The organism is Cellvibrio sp. GW822-FHT04B05, assembly GCF_058800985.1.
In genome coordinates this window covers 489,224-508,230 of sequence record NZ_JBXAMU010000005.1, presented here as the reverse complement: position 1 = coordinate 508,230, position 19,007 = coordinate 489,224, and the positions used below count along the sequence as shown (strand labels likewise).

The following is a 19,007-nucleotide window of genomic DNA, read 5'->3' as shown; positions in this document are numbered from 1 at the left end:
TTTTATTTGATCTTATGATTGTTTCCGCTATAGTTGCGAGCCATCAAATCGCGGAATTTTAATTATTATTTTTAATAATTAGGCGATCAATTTATTGTTTTTTAGCGCCGTAAGAAATTAGCGCGCTGCCTAGTAGATTCTTTATGTCGAATATCGCCGTTGTTGTTATAGCCCTGGCCATTGGCCTGTTGTTACGGGAAAGCAAACGTTTTCCAGAAAATGCTGCTGCCACGCTTAATCTTTACGTTATTTATGTCGCCTTGCCGGCATTGGTATTGGTGGAGATCCCCAAGCTGACTTTTAACCATAAGGCCCTTATTCCCGTCGTCGCGGCATGGCTGCTCATGGTGCTCAGTGCATTGCTGACCTGGATTACGGCGCGAGCCATGCGCTGGTCCCGTGAAATAAGCGGTGCGCTAATGCTATTGATTCCCTTGGGCAATACCGGTTTCGTGGGGATTCCGCTGATTGAGGCTCACCTTGGTAGTGAGGCAATTCCCTACGCAATTCTTTACGATCAGCTGGGGACGTTTGTTGCGCTAAATACCTACGGGGTTATTGTGGCTTGCTACTACTCGTCGGGCTCAACGTCGGCGGTAAAAATCCTACGCAGTATTGTGATCTTCCCACCCTTTATTGCATTGCTACTGGCGCTTGCTACCAGCATGTTTGTATATCCGGAGTGGTTGTCGGCCGCATTAGTGCGAATTTCATCTACACTTGTTCCAGTTGTCATGGTGGCGGTAGGCTTGCAGTGGCGGCTTACATTAAGTCCCGAGTATTTATCACCACTTGCATTGGGGTTGGTTTACATCCTGTTGGTGACACCGGCCATCGCCTATTATGGAGTTTGGTTGTTTGACATTGATGGATTGGTTGCACAGGTGGTGATATTGGAAGCCGCGATGCCGGCAATGATTTCGGCCGGGGTGTTGGCAATGACTCATAATCTGGCACCACGTTTTGCTTCGTCATTGGTGGGATATAGTTTGCTGATCGGTTTGATTAGCGTTTGGTTGTGGCGATTGTTTATCTAATAACCTATAAAAATATTGTTTGGTTAAACACCAATTGCACGGATGGTTTTATGTATGTCGCGTGATCAACAGTCATTCGTGAGGGATAAAAATGTATCTGTATGGAATCCATTACAGTTAGATGCCTATGCGGATTACCTTGCATTATTGTCGGTAAATAACCCTGTTCACACTATCGAGGATATATATGGTCTCGATGGCGAGTTGCTTCTATCGACATCGACATTGCTCAACCAACACAATATCACACCATTAAAAGACAAAACTCTCGTTCGTCCCCTGGCAAATTCGGTTCACATTGAAACGCTGATATCCGCTGACGATTTGCTGCAACATCTCCTTGATACCATTCGCTCCACTGAATATTTTCAATCGCTTGCTGAGCGTAAGCATCCCTTAAGTTCACTCAAACCGGTATGCGCGATCCTGTCGGAACTACCATTGGTGCAACAGTTTTTGACGATAATGGCTGCGCAGATGAGTGACCTTTATCAGCGCACCTTGTGTGTAAGCTTGTGGTCATTGTATATCGCGCAGGAAATGCGTTTGCCTATTGAAGATGCCAGCAATGTTTTTTGGGCGGCGATTACCCATGATATTGGCATGTTGCATTTGCGCCCCGATATTCTTAATAAGAGCGATGAACTGACGGCCGATGAATGGGCGCATGTACAAAGCCATGTTGAAATATCCACGACGATTTTGGTCGATGTTCCCGGGTTACCGGCGCCCGTAATTGTTGCTGTGAGCGAGCATCACGAACGCTGCGATGGCACCGGTTATCCGTTGGCGAAAGTGGAAAGTGAGCTGTCAATCCCGGGGCAGATTCTCGCTGTTGCCGATGCGATTGTCGGTATCTACTTTAATCACTTTAAGGCGCAGGGGCGTCGGTGGCGCGATGTTATTCCGGTGTTGGAAATGAACCGTGCGGCTTACTTGTATCGCAGTTGCGATATCGTTACCACTATGATTCTGCGCAGCGAATTGCCATTGCCTGATCTTGTTAGCGGCAGTGGCGTCCCTGAATTTGCCGAGCGTATGTTGCAACAAAACCTGCATTTACAAAATTGGTTTTCGCAATTGCGCGATTGTCTGACCTCAGTCGGTTATACCCATGGCGATAGGAAATTGCATGCGTTGCAAAATGTGGTCTTGCATATCGCTACAACGTTTAAGGGCAGCATGTTGTTTAAAGACGATTTGCGCGAGTCGCTTGAATCTATGGCGGACGAGCAGGGCGTTGCGATCAGCCAGATGGTTGCAGATGCATCACTGGTACAACAGGAAATGAGTTTCCATTTGCATCGCCTCAGCCGAATGATGCAAATGTATATTGCCGCGGGTGAGGGTAAAGATCCGAAAATTAACAGGCGCTTGCAGGATGGTTTTGCAAAAATCAGCGGCTATATTGAATATCGCAACACGCCGCATTCCTGATCTTTTTGCGTTTACTTTATTGCTGATGCCAGAATGGTTGACCGATAGTCGGTGTACTGGGATTGGCAGTTTGGCGTTTTTGCATCAATCCTGCTTTATACGCTTTTCGTCCTGCATCAATTGCATCACCAAAGGCCTCTGCCATCAACGGCGGATTGTGCGCTTTGGCAACGGCAGTATTCAATAAAATTCCGTCAAAACCCATTTCCATCGCTTCAGCTGCTTGCGATGGCGCTCCAAGGCCAGCGTCAATAATCATCGGCACATTTTTAATACGTTCGCGTAGCGTACGTAAACTGTAGCGATTTAATAAACCCTGGCCTGTACCGATGGGCGCGCCCCAAGGCATAAGTACTTCACAGCCGACATCAAGCAGGCGTTTACACAGAATTAAATCGTCGGTGCAATAAGGCAGTACTTTAAAACCTTTTTTTATCAGGATTTCCGAGGCTTCAACCAAGCCAAACGGATCTGGTTGCAAATTGTAATCATCACCAACCACTTCCAGTTTGATCCAATCGGTAGCAAAAATTTCACGTGACATTTCGGCGAGTGTCACCGCTTCTTTAACGGATTTGCAACCAGCGGTATTGGGCAGCAAACGGCAGCCACTTTCCTGGATATATTGCCAAATTGCATCGCCGTCGCGATTGGCCGGGTTTTGGCGGCGCAGGCCAAGTGTGACAATTTCGCAGCGCGATTGAATAATCGCATCGCGCATTAATTGTGGTGATGCATAGAGCGCGGTGCCCAGCAAAAAACGGCTGGAAAAAGTTTCGCCGTAGAGGGTGAAATCTTTTTCCGGTTTGTGGTAGCTCATATCAACCTCCGCCAACCGGTTTGACGATATCGATCTGATCGCCATTCAATAATTCGCGTTCAATATAAGTTGAGCGCGGAACAAATTCGCCATTAATGGCCACAGCGATTTTGCTATCGCCATAACCCCATTGTTGCAAAGCATCGCCAAGCAACGTGTTGTCTGCCAGCGATTTACTTTCGTTGTTTACACTCAGTTTAATAGTCATAAGTTTTTAATGCCGATTCAGTAGCGCTGAAAAAAGCGGTTCCGGTTTGTTGAATATATGCGCGAGTATATTTTCAACTACAGCGGGTGCGAGTAAGTAGCCGTGACGGAATAATCCATTGGCACTGATCAGGCCATCTTCAATGCTCACACTGGGTAAATTATCCATAAACGCCGGACGCAAATTGGTATCCATTTCAATGATGCGCGCTTCCGCAAATGCGGGCGACAATGTGTAGAGCGCGCTGCTGAGCTCCAGTGACGATTGCAAGGTCATGGGCGAACGGTCTTCGCTTTCGATTTGGGTGGCACCAATAATAAAACGATGATCGGGTTTGGGCACCACATACAATTGGTAGCGCGGATGCATCAGGCGTACAGGGCGTTGCAAATGAATTTCTTTAGTCTCGACATGCAAGGTTTCACCGCGTACGCCACGCAAATTGCGCAGCTGTTTTTTAGCGCCCAATCCACGGCAATCAATAACTAAATCAAAATGCTGTTCACTATCTTCAGTAACAATTTTTCCGGGAAATACTTCAACAGGTGTGAATTCGTGAATCGTGGTGCCGAGTTTAAGCAGTTCATCGCCAATCAAGCGCAAAAATTCACGGTTATTTACATGACCTTCTTCGCGCAAGAATAACCCGGTATGGAAATTGGAGTGCAGATCGGGTTCGAGTTGGTGAATCTCGTCTTGATTTACATGTTGATAGCCTTTGCAGCCGGGCAATACAAATCCTAGCTCGCGCTCGAATTGTTCCAGCTCGCTGCTATCTTGCTGGTGGGCGACAACAAGACTGCCATTGTTAAAAAATAGCGGTGTTTTAGTGGCCGGTAATTGTGTGAACCAGTCGGGCCATTGTTGCAGCGCAAATATGCCCATTCGATAAACACCTTTATCAGAGACAACGGCTTCACTGAGCGGCGCTACCATGCCGGCCGCAGTAAATGCGGCTGCACGATTGGTTTGAGGGGGGCATGGCGTAAAGCTTCCGGATTCAAACAAGGTGACTTGAATATCCGCTTTTTGTAACTGCCAAGCGAGCAGACGCCCGAGCAAGCCGGCACCGGCGATAGCAATTGTTGTGGGAAGCTTGTTGATCACATTGCCTCGGAAATTTGAGGCGGAGGGCAGGGAATAGCCATAGCTATAAGCACCTTGTTCCCTCCGCAGGTATTAGCCTGTTCAGGTTCTACGGGTTGGGCCGAGCCCATCTCAGCCCCCGTACAGTCATCGACTGCCAAGGCGCCCCGACAAGAAAGCGGCCAATATACTGGCCACCTGGCAAGTTCGCAATCATTCGTCTGCTATTTGGTAACAGACTCAACCCGGCAGATAAATTCCCCTTGCGCCACCCGTGCATTAACGGCTGCGCCGGGCGATACCTGGTCGCTGCGGGTAATGACTTTTTGGGTCTGCGCATCGGTAATCAGCGCATAACCGCGATCGAGCGTATTCAACGGACTCAAGGTATTGAGCATGCGCGCAGCCTCGCCAAGCGCTTGTTGTTTACGTTCGATCAGCCGGTATTGTGCGCTTTGCAGGCGTTGGTGATATGCCGCAACCCGCTCATTAAGTTGCTGCAGCCGCACTTGCGGATGATGCGCTTGCTGGCGAATCTCCAATTGGCGAATGCGATTTTTAAAGTCGTTCAGCAAGTGCCTGATATGGTTTTTTAATCGCAATTCGAGATTATCGAGCCGCTGTGATTGCTGTTCCAGGCGCTCACGCGGATGGCGCAAACGTTGACGCAGGTTGTGCAAGTGCCGCTGCCAGTGCTGGAGTCGGCGCAGCATGGCCTCTTCAAGCAATACTTCAAAGCCGATAAATTTATCCAACCAATCATCGCCATCCGGCACCAATATTTCAGCGGCAGCTGATGGGGTAGGGGCGCGCAGATCGGCAACAAAATCGGCAATGGTGAAATCCACCTCGTGACCAACGGCGCTGACAATCGGCAACTCGCTGTTAAAGATTGCGCGGGCGACGATCTCTTCGTTAAATGACCATAGGTCTTCCATTGATCCACCGCCGCGGGTGAGTAGCAACACATCAAACAATCCGGAGCGATTGGCGAGGTCAATCGCCTTGACGATTTGCGGAGCCGATTCCTTACCTTGTACCGCGACCGGAATGACTGTCACCGGAATTCCGGCAAAACGACGCGCCAATACGCTTAATACATCGTGGATTGCCGCACCGGTTGGCGAAGTGATAACGCCGATATGTCGGGGAAGGCGAGGCAAAGCTTTTTTGTGCGCCTCATTAAACAGTCCTTCTTGCGACAGTTTGTGTTTGAGTTCATCAAACGCGCGTTGGAGTGCGCCGCTGCCGGCTTCTTCCATGTGTTCGGCGATAATCTGGTAATCGCCGCGTCCTTCGTAAAGGCTGACCCTTGCACGCAATAAGACGTGTTGGCCCTGTTGCGGCTTGAAGCGGACCAGCATATTACGGTTGCGGAACATACAGCAGCGCACTTGGGCTTGATCATCTTTGAGGGTGAAATACCAATGGCCGGAAGAAGGGATTGATACATTGGAGAGCTCGCCCTCTACCCATAGTAGGGGCAAGTGAGTCTCCAGTAGTTGCCGCGCCTGTCGATTGAGCTGGCTGACACTGAAGATTTCGCGGGTGGATGCTTGGGTGAACAGATCGGTAGTCATGGGGGCATTCTAGGGGATGATAAGCCGAGCGGATAGCCTTGGCCTTGCATCTGGACACTAGATATTGTGGTTTCTGGTTTACCCGAGACCTCCAAGTCGCTATAATTTCGTGCTTCTTTTTCCCCTTGGTTTGAGGTTGGTTGGTATGTTGCGGATTGCTGAAGAAGCCCTCACGTTTGACGATGTTCTGCTGGTGCCCGGTTATTCCGATGTGACCCCCAAGGACGTGTCCCTGAAAACCCGGTTGACGCGCAAGATTCAATTGAATATCCCGCTAATCTCCGCCGCTATGGATACCGTTACCGAAGCGCGCCTGGCCATTGCCATCGCCCAGGAAGGTGGTATCGGTATCATCCACAAAAGCATGACGATAGAGCAGCAAGCTGCCGAAGTGCGTGCAGTGAAGAAATTCGAAGCCGGTGTGGTGAAAGACCCTATTACCATCGACTCCAGCGCCACCATCCGCGATCTGATTGCGCTGACTCGCAAAAACAACATTTCCGGTGTGCCGGTGCTGAGCAACGGCGATTTGGTCGGTATTGTGACTGGCCGCGATGTGCGTTTTGAAACCAATCTTGATGCCAGCGTTTCCAGCATCATGACTCCAAAAGAGCAGCTTGTAACGGTGAAGGAAGGTTTTACCGCCGAAGAAGTGCGCAATCTGCTGCACAAACACCGCATCGAAAAAGTATTGGTTGTTAACGACTCATTCGAACTGACGGGTTTGATTACCGTTAAAGACATGAACAAAGCCGAAAAATATCCCACCGCTTGTAAAGACCCCGAAGGTCGTTTGCGTGTTGGTGCGAGTGTTGGTACCAGCCGTGATACTGATGCCCGTGTTGATGCCTTGGTTGAAGCGGGTGTCGATGTGTTAGTAGTAGATACCGCGCATGGCCATTCCAAAAATGTATTGGATCGCGTACGTGCGATAAAAACTAAATATCCCGAAGTACAAGTCATAGGCGGTAATATTGCTACCGGCGCTGCTGCGCTCGCATTGGTTGAAGCGGGTGCGGATGCAGTAAAAGTCGGTATCGGCCCAGGTTCTATTTGTACAACCCGTATCGTTAGTGGTGTAGGTGTTCCGCAAATTTCGGCTATTGCCAATGTGGTTGCGGCATTGAAAGGTACAGGCGTACCGGCGATTGCAGATGGCGGCATCCGCTACTCTGGCGATATCGCAAAAGCTATTGTTGCCGGCGCGCATGCGGTAATGATGGGTTCTATGTTTGCCGGCACTGAAGAGGCGCCGGGTGAAGTTGAATTGTTCCAGGGCCGTACTTACAAAGCGTATCGCGGCATGGGGTCATTGGGTGCGATGGCGCAAACCTCCGGTTCCAGTGACCGTTATTTCCAGGATGCCAGCCAGGGTGCTGAGAAGCTCGTTCCGGAAGGTATTGAAGGTCGCGTTCCCTACAAGGGTTCATTGACTGCAATCGTTCACCAAATGATGGGCGGTGTGCGCTCAGCAATGGGCTACACCGGTTGCGCTGATTTGGAAGCGATGCGTACCCAGCCTGAGTTTGTACGTGTTACGTCAGCAGGTATGGGCGAAAGCCACGTGCACGATGTTCAGATTACCAAAGAAGCACCCAACTATCCTGTTGGTGGTGGCCGCTAGACATTGTGATGTCGGGCGTTAAAAAAACTCGGGCTATGCCCGAGTTTTTCGTTTAAACCCAATTCATTTTGTTTACCATTTTTCGTTTTTATTTTTAATTTTTTGAACAGGAATCAGCATGTCTCACGATATTCACGCACAGCGAATCCTTATCCTCGATTTCGGTTCTCAGTACACCCAATTGATTGCCCGCCGTGTGCGCGAGATCGGTGTCTTCTCTGAAATCCGTGCTTGGGATATGAGCGAAGAGGAAATTCGCGCGTACAATCCGAAAGGAATTATTCTCGCAGGTGGTCCTGAATCTGTGCATGAATTAAATTCGCCACGCGCGCCGGAAGTTGTGTTTACGCTTGGCGTTCCCGTATTTGGTATTTGTTACGGCATGCAAACCATGGCCGAGCAAATGGGTGGGGCGGTGGAAGGTTCCAATGTCCGTGAGTTCGGTTATGCACAAGTTAAAGTGTTAGGCGAAAGCGCGATTTTCAAAGATATCAAAGACCATATTGATTCCGACGGTAGTGCGCTGCTGGATGTGTGGATGAGTCATGGCGATAAAGTGACTAAAATGCCCGCCGGTTTTGAAATCCTTGCGTCAACACCATCATGCCCGATTGCTGGTATGTACAACGAAGCCAAAAAATTCTATGGCGTACAATTTCATCCTGAAGTGACCCACACGCTGCAGGGCCAACGTATTTACGAACATTTTATTCTAAACATTTGCGGCTGCGAACCACTGTGGACTCCCGCCAACATAGTTGAAGATGCAATTAAAAAAGTGCGCGAACAAGTTGGTACCGACAAAGTATTGCTTGGTCTTTCCGGCGGTGTAGATTCTTCGGTAGTGGCTGCATTGCTGCACAAAGCGATCGGCGATCAGCTTACCTGCGTATTTGTCGATAACGGTTTATTACGCAAAAGCGAAGGCGATCAGGTAATGGATATGTTCGCCAAAAACATGGGCGTAAAAGTTATCCGAGCTGATGCGCAAGATCAATTTTTAAATAAATTGAAAGGCGAAAACGATCCAGAGAAAAAGCGCAAAATCATCGGTGGTACCTTTATCGATGTATTTGATACAGAAGCGACTAAGCTCAAAGATGTTAAGTGGCTGGCGCAAGGCACGATTTATCCCGATGTGATTGAATCTGCCGCGGCTAAAACGGGCAAAGCGCACGTGATCAAATCGCACCATAATGTGGGCGGTTTGCCAGACGATATGGCGTTTAAGTTAGTTGAGCCACTGCGCGAGCTGTTTAAAGACGAAGTGCGCAAAATCGGTCTGGAGTTGGGCTTGCCGTATGATATGGTTTACCGCCATCCGTTCCCCGGTCCGGGCTTGGGTGTACGCATCCTCGGTGAAGTGAAAAAAGAATACGCCGACATTTTGCGTGAGGCTGATGCTATCTTTTTGGAAGAGCTGCATGCATCCGGTTGGTATCACAAAACCTCGCAAGCTTTTGCCGTGTTCTTGCCGGTGAAGTCGGTTGGTGTGGTGGGCGATGGTCGTCGTTACGAGTGGGTGATTTCACTGCGCGCAGTGGAAACCATCGACTTTATGACTGCGCGTTGGGCGCATTTGCCGTACGACCTGTTGGAAAAAGTGTCTGGCCGGATTATTAACGAAATCTCCGGTGTGTCGCGCGTTTGCTACGATGTATCGAGCAAGCCGCCAGCAACGATTGAATGGGAGTAATTGCAGGGCGATTTACTACACAAGGATGTGTATTCAACGATAAATGTATCCGATAATTGACTACAATTTTGAAAAACGCAGGCTCCGTAGCGAGAAATTGACTCTATGCCGCAAACAATAACAGTGAAGCGAATAATAAAAAATTTGCACGCTTATCCAGCCATTATCGCTTTTACCGTTTTAACAGTTGCGACCTTGCCTATGTTCGCACAGGCTCAGCCTATCCAGACAAAAATATCGTCATCGCTCGCTGCTATTAAACTGGGCAACGTCGATTTAGCCATCAATCCACTTTCCCGTTCATCTGTAGCAGTAGCGTCATCATCTGCGGGCAAATCGTCAGTGGCCAAAACACCGCCACCAGCAAAGTCCTCATCATCTGCAGCAAGTGATGTCGCAAAACAAACTGTCGCGCTGGAATCCTCATCAATTGTGCATGCAGTTAGTTCTGCTGATGCTGCCAGCGTTGGTGCAACTGAATCATCTTTTGCTGCAAGTTCTGTCGAAGCAGTTGCGAGTTCAGTACCGGTATCATCCGCCGCTTCATCAATCAATACGGCAGCAACGGTGGTGGCGCAGCCACCGCCATTTGCGGTATCAAAATTTATTTTAGACACCGAAGTAAAACCCAACTCATCTGTGCGCCTTATGTGGAGTTCGGAAACGGCAGTGGGTGGTTTTAGTGAAGAAACTCCAATTCTGGTTGTGCATGGCGCAAATCCAGGGAAAACACTGTGTTTAACCGGTGCAGTTCATGGCGATGAATTAAATGGAATTGAAATGATTCGCCGGGTGATATTCGATATCGATCCTTCAAAACTGTCGGGTACGATTATTGGTGTGCCTGTTGCCAATATCATGGGTTTCCGTCGTAACTCGCGCTATTTGCCCGACCGCCGCGATTGGAATCGTTATTTTCCTGGCAATACACACGGTAGCTCTGCATCGCGTTTAGCCTATTCGTTTTTTACCAAAATAATTATGCATTGCGATTCACTGGTGGATCTTCATACCGGTTCATTCCATCGCACAAACTTGCCGCAACTGCGCGCCGACTTATCCGATGAAAATGTCGCAAAGCTTGCGCAAAACTTTGGTGTGATCGCCGTGCTTAATGGTCGTGGTAATCCCAATTCCTTGCGCACTGCTGCTGTGCGTGCAGGTATCCCTGCAGTTACATTGGAAGCCGGGGAGCCAATGGCAATGCAAAGTGAAGTGGTAGTAGAAGGTGTTAATGCAATTAACACTCTGCTCGCCAAAACCGGCATGTACGGCAAGCAAAAACGTTGGAATCGTATTGCCCCTGTTTATTATCGCTCCGCATGGGTACGCGCCAACCAAAGCGGAATTTTATTTAGCAAAGCCACTCTCGGTCAGCGTGTAAAAGAAGATGACGTACTCGGCACCGTAACCGACCCCATTACCAACGCACGCACAACAATTAGATCGCCATACACCGGCAGAATAATCGGCATGGCATTGGATCAAGTTGTACTCCCCGGTTTTGCCGCTTACCACATCGGTATTCAAACACCGGAAGCCATCCTGATCGAAGAAAGCCAAATCAATCAGAATGTACCGGAAGAAGATGAGGAAGACGGTGATGATTCCGGTGTTGATTCAACTGATGAAATAGATGAACCGGAAACTGGTGTAAGCAAAGCGCAAGATCGTATGGCGGATGAGTAGATAAATAAAATAAAAAGCCAGCAATTTGAACTGCACCCCAAAAGTTGGACAACCTGTCCAACTGAGTAAGGTGCAGCTTTTATGTCTACATATTCAAAGTGTTTCAAGCTAAAAGTAATGAATGTATGGTTTTCCACTCTTCTGGCGTCACCGGCTGTGTAGACAGGCGACTCTGTTTCACCAACACCATATTTGCCAATTGTGGTTGTGCTTTGATTTCAACTAACGGAATCAATCGGGGGAATACTTTCGTGAGTTGGATATCCACCGAAACCCAGCGAGGGTTTTCTTGCGTAGATTTTGGATCGTAGTAATCACTTTCAGGATTGAATTGGGTGGGGTCGGGGTAGGCAGTTTTTACGACTTTGGCGGTGCCGACTATGCCGACGTTTTTGCAGCTGCTGTGGTAGATGAAGACTTCATCATTCAGGGCGACCTGGTCGCGCAAAAAATTACGGGCTTGGTAGTTGCGGATGCCATCCCAGCGGCCGATTTTTTGTGGTGCGGCGGCAAGGTGATCGATACCGTAGATATGTGGTTCCGCTTTAAATAACCAGTAATTTTTTGCCATCACTTACTCCTGAATCATCTGCTAGCGCAGAGAAATTAGAGCCATGCACTCACACGCTGTGCGGTTTCTGCACTGACCAATTCCAAATTAATTTTGCGTTTATCAATGTCCACGTCTTTGATTAGCACAAATACTTTTTCATCAAGTTTGTAGGTGTTGCCTTCAATAGTGAGGCTCAGGCGACGGGAATCAAATTGCGCTTTCACTTCACTTTCTTTGGCGGCGAGCAGGGCATAGCCTTCAAGACCCCAGTCGTCCAGTTTCACGCCGATACCAAACGAATTAACCAATCCAATACTGGCAGGGTGTACGCTACCAATGTGTTGGTTTGCATATTGGCAACCCAGCCATGCTTCAGTATAGCGGCAGGCTTGGCGGCCGGTGTTGAGTTGATTTTGTAATTGCTCGGTAAATTGTTTTTTGTCGCCGACCTTTTCTGCCGGTAAGCCGCGCAGAATTCGCTTGATGGCGAGGTGGTTGAACAAATCGTTATAGCGACGGATAGGCGAGGTCACCATCGCGTAGGCTTTGAAGCCCAAACCAAAATGCGGGATAGGATCAAATGTCAGTGAGCCTGCTTGCAACATGCGTTGCAACAGTGAATGCAAGGTTGCGCTGTTGGGATGATTGCCTGGGTTCGAACGCAGCTCACTGAACAATTTTTGAAAGCTGTCGAGTTGGGTTAAATCACCCACAGTTAAATCCGGGCGATCCTCCTGAATGAGCGCGATAGCATCGTTGATACGCTCAGGCCGGAAGCCAATATGACTTGAAAAGATACCGTAACCCGGGTGCTGTAAGAATAAATCGCCGGCACAAAGGTTGGTGACCAGCATCGCTTCTTCGATCATGCGGTGCGCAATGTTACGCTCGCGTTTTTCAATATGATCAATTTTCTTTTGGTCATTCAGTACAAAAGAATAATCGGGGCGCTCTTCCATCACTAAGGCATTAGTGTAGCGATATTGCGTACGGGCTTGCGCAAATGATCGTAATTCCACCAGCATGTCGTGAATGTAAGCAGGCGCTGCGAGAGGCGATTCGCCGGTGCTCATCAATGCATCGAATACGCCCTGGTAGCTTAATTTGTAGTGCGAACGAATTTGTGCTTCGGCAAATTCGTATGTACTGATAGTGCCGTCGCGTAAAATTTGCATGCGGCAAATTAACGTCGGGCGTTTTTGCTCGGGCACCAGTGAGTAGGTATCGTGGGATAAATCTACCGGCAACATAGTGACAGTTTGGCCGAGTAAATAGAGTGTGCTGGCGCGCGTGCGCGCAGATTGCTCAAGCGGACTATCGAAACTGATGTGTTTGCTTGGGTCGGCAATCGCAGTAATTAATTCCCAGCCGTTATCATTCGGTGCGATATAAATCGCATCATCCATATCGCGCGTATTTTCGGAATCAATAGTGACGAATGGGAGATGGGTTAAATCCAGCTCGTTGTTGTCAAATGTGAGCGGCGACCAATTGATACTGCTGGCCTGGCTTTGTGTTACCGGTTGCCATTCAAACGGAATTTGAAATTTGGCAATGCTGTAACGGCTTTCTACGCCGGGTTCTTCTGTAGTGCCGATACGGTTAAGTATATGAACCTGGGTTTTGCCTTCGCTATTAAAAGGATGACGAGAAATTTCGCAGTGGATTAAATCGCCAACCTTGTATCCTTTACGCTCTTGCGGGGGAATAAATAACCAGCGGTTAAAATTGTTTACATCCGGCTCGACAAAATCAGTATTGCCTTTATTAACATAGCGACCGACAAATTCTTTTAAGCCTGGCTTAATCAATTTGATCAGTTTTGCTTCAAATTGGCCTTTGCTGTTGGTGTTGATTTCTGCTTCTACCCGATCATCAGGCAGCACACGTATCATTTGCTCCGGATCGATAAACGCCTCCCGACCATCGTCAAGAATAAGAAAGCCAAAGCGTTTGGTAGTACTGCGTACCGAGCCTTGGACGATATCTTTGGTAACGGCGATAGCGGACTTTAACTGAGCGAGTTGTTGCAGAGCATCTTTATTGAGCATGAAGTACATCTTATAGAGTAAGGATTATGGCGCGGATTATAGCTGGAATTGTTTGGCATGTTGCGCAAATCTGGGGCAGCTATTTATTTTCTTGAAATGGGCTTTACTCATTGATAAATCTGACAGTCTTGGGCGCCAAAGGTCTACAATCGTTCCTGATTAACAGGTGTTTTTATTGAATTTCTGCATAAGGGCTATTTTTTTTGGACGCTGTCTCAATTAATCACGTTCTGCTTATCGGGGCAGTTTTGGTCGCCGCCAGTATTTTGCTGAGCTCGCTTTCGACGCGGGTGGGCGTTCCTATTCTGGTGATTTTCCTCGCCGTGGGAATGGTTGCAGGAGTCGATGGCCCTGGTGGAATTGTGTTCACCGATTATTCAATTGCTTACTTAGTGAGCAATCTTGCGCTCGCGGTGATTCTCCTGGACGGCGGTATGCGCACACGCGTTGCCACTTTCCGCGTTGCGCTTTGGCCGGCGGTGTCATTGGCGACGATAGGAGTGTTGATAACGTCTGGATTAACCGGCATTGCGGCGGCTTGGTTATTTGATCTGTCATTAATGGAAGGTCTTTTGATTGGCGCTATTGTTGGCTCTACCGATGCCGCCGTTGTGTTTAATCTCCTGAACGGCAAAGGTCTCAATGAGCGGGTAAGTTCGACGCTGGAGATAGAGGCGGGGAGTAACGACCCTATGGCGATGTTTCTTACCGTTACCTTGATTGCGATGATCGCGGCGGGGGAAAGCAGTTTTAGCTGGAGCGTCCTGACCAAATTCATCCACGAATTCAGTATTGGTATCGCACTCGGATTGGGCGGCGGCTGGTTGTTGTTGCAACTGATTAATCGGTTAGCTATATCGGATGGTTTATATCCGTTGCTGGCGGTTAGCGGGGGCATTTTGCTGTATGGCGTCGCCGGTGTTCTGCACGGCAGTGGGATTCTCACTGTGTACGTATGCGGCCTTTTGCTGGGAAACCAGCCGATTCGCAATCGCCACGGCATTTTGCATATGTTTGACGGACTTGCCTGGTTGAGCCAGATCGGGATGTTTCTGGTGTTGGGCTTATTGTTGGTGCCGAGCCAGTTGTTGCCCATCGCGATACCAGCGCTGGCCTTGTCGCTATGGATGATTCTGTTTGCGCGGCCGCTGTCTATTTTTATTGGGTTATTGCCTTTCCGCAGCTTTAATTTGCGTGAGAGGACATTTCTATCGTGGGTTGGATTACGTGGCGCAGTGCCGGTCATTTTGGCGGTGTTTCCGCTTATGGCGGGATTGCCCAATGCCCAGCTCTTTTTCAACATCGCCTTTTTTATTGTACTGGTTTCGATGCTGCTGCAAGGGACTACGCTCTCCTACGCGGCCAAAAAAGCCAATGTTGTGGTGCCGGAAATACCTTCGCCTATATCGCGCGCTGGTCTGGAAATTCATATCACCAGCCAGTGGGAATTATTCATTTATAAGTTGGGTGTCGAAAAGTGGTGTATTGGTGCCGCCTTGCGCGAACTGCATATGCCGGAAAATACCCGCATCGCTGCGCTATTTCGCAAGAAAGAAATGCTCCATCCATCCGGCAGTACGCGCCTGATGGCCGGCGATATTCTGTGTGTGATCGGCCACGAACACGATTTGCCCGCGCTGGGGAAATTGTTCAGTGAAGCACCGAAACGCACATTGGATTTAAGCTTCTTCGGCGACTTTATTATTCAGGGGGATGCTGAACTAGGTGATTTGGCGATGCTCTATTCATTAGATATGACCGACCTTGGAGAGCATAAGACATTGGGCGAGTTGATTGCGCATATGGTTGGTGGCAAACCTGTGGTAGGCGACCACGCCGAATGGAGCGGTATGATGTGGACGATTGCAGAAGTCGATGGCAATACTGTTCGCAAAATCGGGGTGAAGTCGACTGCTAAAAAGGTGGCTTGAACACAAGCGGCTAAATAGGAGCCGCTTAAATGATGGAGCGATCGTTTATGGCGAACTTGAACAATTTTCCTTTGGTGCGTACTCACGCATTTATTAATGGTATCTGGTGCGAAGCAGATTCCCGCCAGACCTTCCCGGTAACCAATCCCGCAACCGGCGAACTTATCGCCTCTGTAGCTGATGCTGGTGCGACCGAAACCCGACGGGCAATTGCAGCGGCAGCAAAAGCACAATCACTCTGGGCCCAAAAGACAGCGAAAGAACGCAGCCATATTTTACGCTGCTGGTTTGATTTGGTTTTACAGCATCAGGATGAACTTGCACAGATCCTCACGCTGGAGCAGGGTAAACCACTCGCGGAGGCTCGTGCAGAGATTGTTTATGGTGCGAGTTATATCGAATGGTTTGCCGAAGAGGCGAAGCGTATTTATGGCGATATTATTGCGCCAGTAAATCAAAATCAGCGAATCCTTGTTATCAAGCAACCTGTTGGCGTTGTAGCGGCAATTACACCCTGGAATTTTCCTTGCGCCATGCTTGCGCGCAAACTTGCGCCCGCACTTGCTGCCGGTTGTGCAGTTGTCGCAAAGCCGGCTTCTGAAACTCCTTTATCGGCATTGGCTTTGGCTGTATTGGCACAAGAAGCCGGCATTCCTCCCGGGATTATTAATATCCTTCCCGGCAAGGATTCGGCTGCGATTGGCGGTGAATTGACCGCTAATCCTGTTGTGCGCAAGTTATCATTCACTGGTTCAACGGCGGTTGGTAAACAACTGATCCGGCAATGCGCTAATGACGTAAAACGTATCACGCTTGAATTGGGCGGTAATGCGCCGTTTATTGTATTTGATGATGCGGATTTGGATGCGGCTGTCACAGGTGCTATCGCATCCAAATTCCGTAATGCAGGACAAACCTGTGTCTGCGCCAATCGCTTTTATATTCATCGTTCGATTTATACGCAATTTAGCGAGAAACTGATTGCAGCGATGAAACAGTTAGCAGTAGGAAATGGGATTGATTCGGAAATTACCATCGGCCCGCTTATTTCTAAAAATGCTGTAGATAAAGTGCAAGCACTGGTTGATGATGCGTTAGCAAAAGGCGCGCGTATTGGATATCAAACAGAATTAAATAAGGAGGTAACCGGGCAAGGGCATTTTTATCCACCGACTTTATTACTGGATGTTGCTCGCGATGCAAAATTAAATCAGCAGGAAATTTTTGGGCCTGTTGTGGGTTTGGTTGCTTTTGATACGGATGAAGAAGTAATTGCGTTGATCAATAGCAGCGAATTCGGTTTGGCGAGTTATTGTTATACCCGTTCGGCTAAGCGGATAAAACAGCTTTCAGATGTGATTGAGACAGGAATGCTTGGAATCAATACCGGTTTGATATCAAACGAAATGGCGCCTTTCGGAGGAATAAAACAATCTGGCTGGGGTAGGGAGGGTTCGCTTTACGGGATTGATGATTATGTAAATATCAAATATCTGTGCGAGCAGTTTTAATATCCTGTTTGTGTGCGTTGCCTTGGTTCTTCCAGGTTAAAAGCCCATTTTTATAGCAAATTTCCGAATCGTTACTAGACTTGAAAATATCAGTGATCTGATATTTTCAAAAAATTAATGATGAGGTTTGCCATGTTTGGCTGGTATCAAGCATTAAGTTTGCGTTGGAAACTCACCCTTCCGTTATTGCTGTTGGTTGCCTTGGTGTTGTACATGGGCATACATGCCATCAGCACCAGTAAAGTGCTCGGCGGTAATGCCACTACTATCGCCAAAGTCAATTTACCCGAAATTCAATTGCTCATTCAGGCTGATCGTGATCTTTATCAAGCGATGCTGGCTGAGCGCGCATTGCTTCAATTAGATAGTTCAGTGCACCAGAATTTATTTACTGAACAAAGTGAGAATGCCAAGCAAGCGCAAGACCGCGTCTATCAATCCCTCGACATTTCCAACACCTCAACACCCGGTGAGCGTGAAGAATTCACTCGCCGTTACAATGCCTGGAAAATTCAGGCGGCTGAAGTGATTAATGCGGCACGTTTATCCGATGATGCGAGCCGTGCACTTGCACAAGAAAAATCCTACGGTAGTGCATCCAAAGCGTTTGAACATTTACGTACTTATATTGATGAGCTGCAAGAAAAACGTCTCGAGCATGTCGATCAATTTACCGTCGTAATTGATGAAAATCAGTCAACCAGTTCGGCGCAGTTACTCGCACTGGTGGTAATTGGAACGTTGGTGAGTTTGTTGGCTGCGTATTTCCTGCCAATGTTGGTTGCGAATCAAGTTCGTCAAATCAGTCATCGTATTCAAAATATTGCTGAAGGTGATGGTGATTTGACATTGCGTTTGCCAGTGAATACCAAGGATGAACTCGGTGAGTTGGCAACGTATGTCAATAATTTTATCGAAAAGCTCCAGCGAATTATTGGTAGCGTATTAATAAATGCTGCCGAAGTTTCCAAAGCGGCCGAGTCCTTATTGGTGGTGTCCAGCAACAGCCAGCGTGCTGCCGATGATCAATGCCATGCAATTACCATGGTGGTAACGGCGGTGAATGAATTGACTATGGCGATTCAAGAAGTTGCGCGTAATACCAGTGACACCGCGCAAAACACTAAAGAAGCAACGTCGATTACTGATCGCGGCCAGGAGCGCATCCATCTTGCTGTTGAGCGTGTGCAAAGTTTGGCTGTTCGTATCAGCGAAACAGCAGAATTTATGTTGCGCCTGGAAAGTGAAGCGAAAAATGTCACTTCTGTTATTGATGTCATTCGCGGTGTTGCGGAGCAAACCAATTTATTAGCACTAAACGCTGCTATCGAAGCGGCACGTGCCGGTGAACAAGGGCGTGGTTTTGCAGTAGTTGCAGATGAAGTGCGCACACTCGCGAGCCGCACGCAAAAATCGACTGAAGACATTCAGGGCATGTTAAGTAAATTGCAACAAGGTGTGCAACATGCTGTAGATGCAATGGGCAGTAGCTCGACCATGACAACCGAAGCGGTAAGCTCGGCAACTGAAGCAGGGCAGTCATTGACTGGAATTGGTACTGCAGTAAAACAAATTTCAGATATGACTTTGCAAATTGCTACTGCTGCGGAAGAGCAAAGCTCGGTTACATCGGAAATTGATAAAAATCTGGTGCAGATTAATTCATTAGCCATGAATACTGCAGAGGGTGCGTCAAAAACAGCGGTAGAAAGTCAACGTTTGAATGAATTATCTATTCAACTGCGTCAACTCCTGATGCAATTCAAAGTGTGAGTTTAATTTTT

General features: G+C 48.2%; 15 protein-coding genes and 1 riboswitch. Of the genes, 8 read left to right on the top strand and 7 right to left on the bottom strand.

What is annotated here, in order from left to right:
- Positions 1-143 precede the first annotated feature (143 nt).
- Positions 144-1,037 carry an AEC family transporter gene (locus AC1RJL_RS17965; protein ID WP_492916535.1) on the top strand — a complete coding sequence of 298 codons (894 nt, stop codon included), beginning with the start codon at positions 144-146 and terminating at the stop codon, positions 1,035-1,037.
- A gap of 54 nt (positions 1,038-1,091) precedes the next feature.
- Complete coding sequence (locus AC1RJL_RS17960) at positions 1,092-2,474, top strand: HD-GYP domain-containing protein (RefSeq protein WP_492916533.1); 1,383 nt, start codon at positions 1,092-1,094, stop codon at positions 2,472-2,474.
- 16 nt (positions 2,475-2,490) lie between these two features.
- Here the strand turns inward: AC1RJL_RS17960 and AC1RJL_RS17955 are convergent, their stop codons facing one another.
- From AC1RJL_RS17955 to xseA, 4 genes are all read right to left on the bottom strand, one after another.
- Complete coding sequence (locus AC1RJL_RS17955) at positions 2,491-3,294, bottom strand: thiazole synthase (protein WP_492916531.1); 804 nt, start codon at positions 3,292-3,294, stop codon at positions 2,491-2,493.
- Position 3,295: 1 nt separating this feature from the next.
- Complete coding sequence (gene thiS / locus AC1RJL_RS17950) at positions 3,296-3,502, bottom strand: sulfur carrier protein ThiS (protein ID WP_492916529.1); 207 nt, start codon at positions 3,500-3,502, stop codon at positions 3,296-3,298.
- Positions 3,503-3,508: 6 nt separating this feature from the next.
- A complete protein-coding gene (locus tag AC1RJL_RS17945) occupies positions 3,509-4,609 on the bottom strand; it encodes an FAD-dependent oxidoreductase (RefSeq protein ID WP_492916527.1) in 1,101 nt (366 codons plus the stop codon).
- A 41-nt stretch (positions 4,610-4,650) separates the two neighbouring features.
- A riboswitch (TPP riboswitch) is annotated at positions 4,651-4,768 on the bottom strand.
- Between the two features lie 44 nt (positions 4,769-4,812).
- Entirely contained in the window at positions 4,813-6,168 is a 1,356-nt protein-coding gene (gene xseA / locus AC1RJL_RS17940) for an exodeoxyribonuclease VII large subunit (protein ID WP_492916525.1), read from the bottom strand.
- A gap of 145 nt (positions 6,169-6,313) precedes the next feature.
- Between xseA and guaB the strand changes: the two genes are divergently transcribed.
- Both guaB and guaA read left to right on the top strand, forming a co-directional pair.
- Positions 6,314-7,792, top strand: coding sequence for an IMP dehydrogenase (gene guaB, locus AC1RJL_RS17935; protein ID WP_492916523.1), 1,479 nt, complete (start codon positions 6,314-6,316; stop codon positions 7,790-7,792).
- Positions 7,793-7,910: 118 nt separating this feature from the next.
- Positions 7,911-9,488: a glutamine-hydrolyzing GMP synthase gene (guaA, locus tag AC1RJL_RS17930; RefSeq protein WP_492916521.1), complete on the top strand. Its 1,578-nt coding sequence runs from the start codon at positions 7,911-7,913 to the stop codon at positions 9,486-9,488.
- A gap of 215 nt (positions 9,489-9,703) precedes the next feature.
- Here guaA and AC1RJL_RS17925 read toward each other — a convergent pair whose 3' ends face one another.
- Positions 9,704-10,105 carry a hypothetical protein gene (locus AC1RJL_RS17925; protein ID WP_492916518.1) on the bottom strand — a complete coding sequence of 134 codons (402 nt, stop codon included), beginning with the start codon at positions 10,103-10,105 and terminating at the stop codon, positions 9,704-9,706.
- Positions 10,106-10,136: 31 nt separating this feature from the next.
- Here AC1RJL_RS17925 and AC1RJL_RS17920 point away from each other — a divergent pair, with 31 nt between their 5' ends.
- A complete protein-coding gene (locus AC1RJL_RS17920) occupies positions 10,137-11,177 on the top strand; it encodes a succinylglutamate desuccinylase/aspartoacylase family protein (protein ID WP_492916516.1) in 1,041 nt (346 codons plus the stop codon).
- 103 nt (positions 11,178-11,280) lie between these two features.
- On the opposite strand, the gene AC1RJL_RS17915 is transcribed toward AC1RJL_RS17920, so the two are convergent.
- Complete coding sequence (locus AC1RJL_RS17915) at positions 11,281-11,748, bottom strand: EVE domain-containing protein (RefSeq protein ID WP_492916514.1); 468 nt, start codon at positions 11,746-11,748, stop codon at positions 11,281-11,283.
- A gap of 35 nt (positions 11,749-11,783) precedes the next feature.
- Complete coding sequence (locus AC1RJL_RS17910) at positions 11,784-13,781, bottom strand: VacB/RNase II family 3'-5' exoribonuclease (RefSeq protein WP_492916512.1); 1,998 nt, start codon at positions 13,779-13,781, stop codon at positions 11,784-11,786.
- A 203-nt stretch (positions 13,782-13,984) separates the two neighbouring features.
- Here AC1RJL_RS17910 and AC1RJL_RS17905 point away from each other — a divergent pair, with 203 nt between their 5' ends.
- The 3 genes from AC1RJL_RS17905 (at position 13,985) to AC1RJL_RS17895 (ending at position 18,996) form a co-directional block, all read left to right on the top strand.
- Positions 13,985-15,712 (top strand): potassium/proton antiporter, encoded by a 1,728-nt coding sequence (locus tag AC1RJL_RS17905; protein ID WP_492916511.1) that lies wholly within the window; start codon positions 13,985-13,987, stop codon positions 15,710-15,712.
- A 47-nt stretch (positions 15,713-15,759) separates the two neighbouring features.
- Positions 15,760-17,223 carry an NAD-dependent succinate-semialdehyde dehydrogenase gene (locus tag AC1RJL_RS17900; RefSeq protein ID WP_492916508.1) on the top strand — a complete coding sequence of 488 codons (1,464 nt, stop codon included), beginning with the start codon at positions 15,760-15,762 and terminating at the stop codon, positions 17,221-17,223.
- Positions 17,224-17,355: 132 nt separating this feature from the next.
- Positions 17,356-18,996, top strand: a complete 1,641-nt coding sequence (locus AC1RJL_RS17895; RefSeq protein ID WP_492916506.1) for a methyl-accepting chemotaxis protein — start codon at positions 17,356-17,358, stop codon at positions 18,994-18,996.
- Positions 18,997-19,007: the final 11 nt, after the last annotated feature.

Excerpts from the sequence above, each read along its gene's own strand:
- AC1RJL_RS17965 (WP_492916535.1), top strand. The coding sequence starts at position 144 with ATGTCGAATATCGCCGTTGTTGTTATAGCCCTGGCCATTGGCCTGTTG.
- AC1RJL_RS17960 (WP_492916533.1), top strand. The coding sequence starts at position 1,092 with ATGTCGCGTGATCAACAGTCATTCGTGAGGGATAAAAATGTATCTGTA.
- AC1RJL_RS17955 (WP_492916531.1), bottom strand. The coding sequence starts at position 3,294 with ATGAGCTACCACAAACCGGAAAAAGATTTCACCCTCTACGGCGAAACT.
- thiS (WP_492916529.1), bottom strand. The coding sequence starts at position 3,502 with ATGACTATTAAACTGAGTGTAAACAACGAAAGTAAATCGCTGGCAGAC.
- xseA (WP_492916525.1), bottom strand. The coding sequence starts at position 6,168 with ATGACTACCGATCTGTTCACCCAAGCATCCACCCGCGAAATCTTCAGT.
- guaB (WP_492916523.1), top strand. The coding sequence starts at position 6,314 with ATGTTGCGGATTGCTGAAGAAGCCCTCACGTTTGACGATGTTCTGCTG.
- guaA (WP_492916521.1), top strand. The coding sequence starts at position 7,911 with ATGTCTCACGATATTCACGCACAGCGAATCCTTATCCTCGATTTCGGT.
- AC1RJL_RS17920 (WP_492916516.1), top strand. The coding sequence starts at position 10,137 with ATGTGGAGTTCGGAAACGGCAGTGGGTGGTTTTAGTGAAGAAACTCCA.
- AC1RJL_RS17915 (WP_492916514.1), bottom strand. The coding sequence starts at position 11,748 with ATGGCAAAAAATTACTGGTTATTTAAAGCGGAACCACATATCTACGGT.
- AC1RJL_RS17910 (WP_492916512.1), bottom strand. The coding sequence starts at position 13,781 with ATGCTCAATAAAGATGCTCTGCAACAACTCGCTCAGTTAAAGTCCGCT.
- AC1RJL_RS17900 (WP_492916508.1), top strand. The coding sequence starts at position 15,760 with ATGGCGAACTTGAACAATTTTCCTTTGGTGCGTACTCACGCATTTATT.
- AC1RJL_RS17895 (WP_492916506.1), top strand. The coding sequence starts at position 17,356 with ATGTTTGGCTGGTATCAAGCATTAAGTTTGCGTTGGAAACTCACCCTT.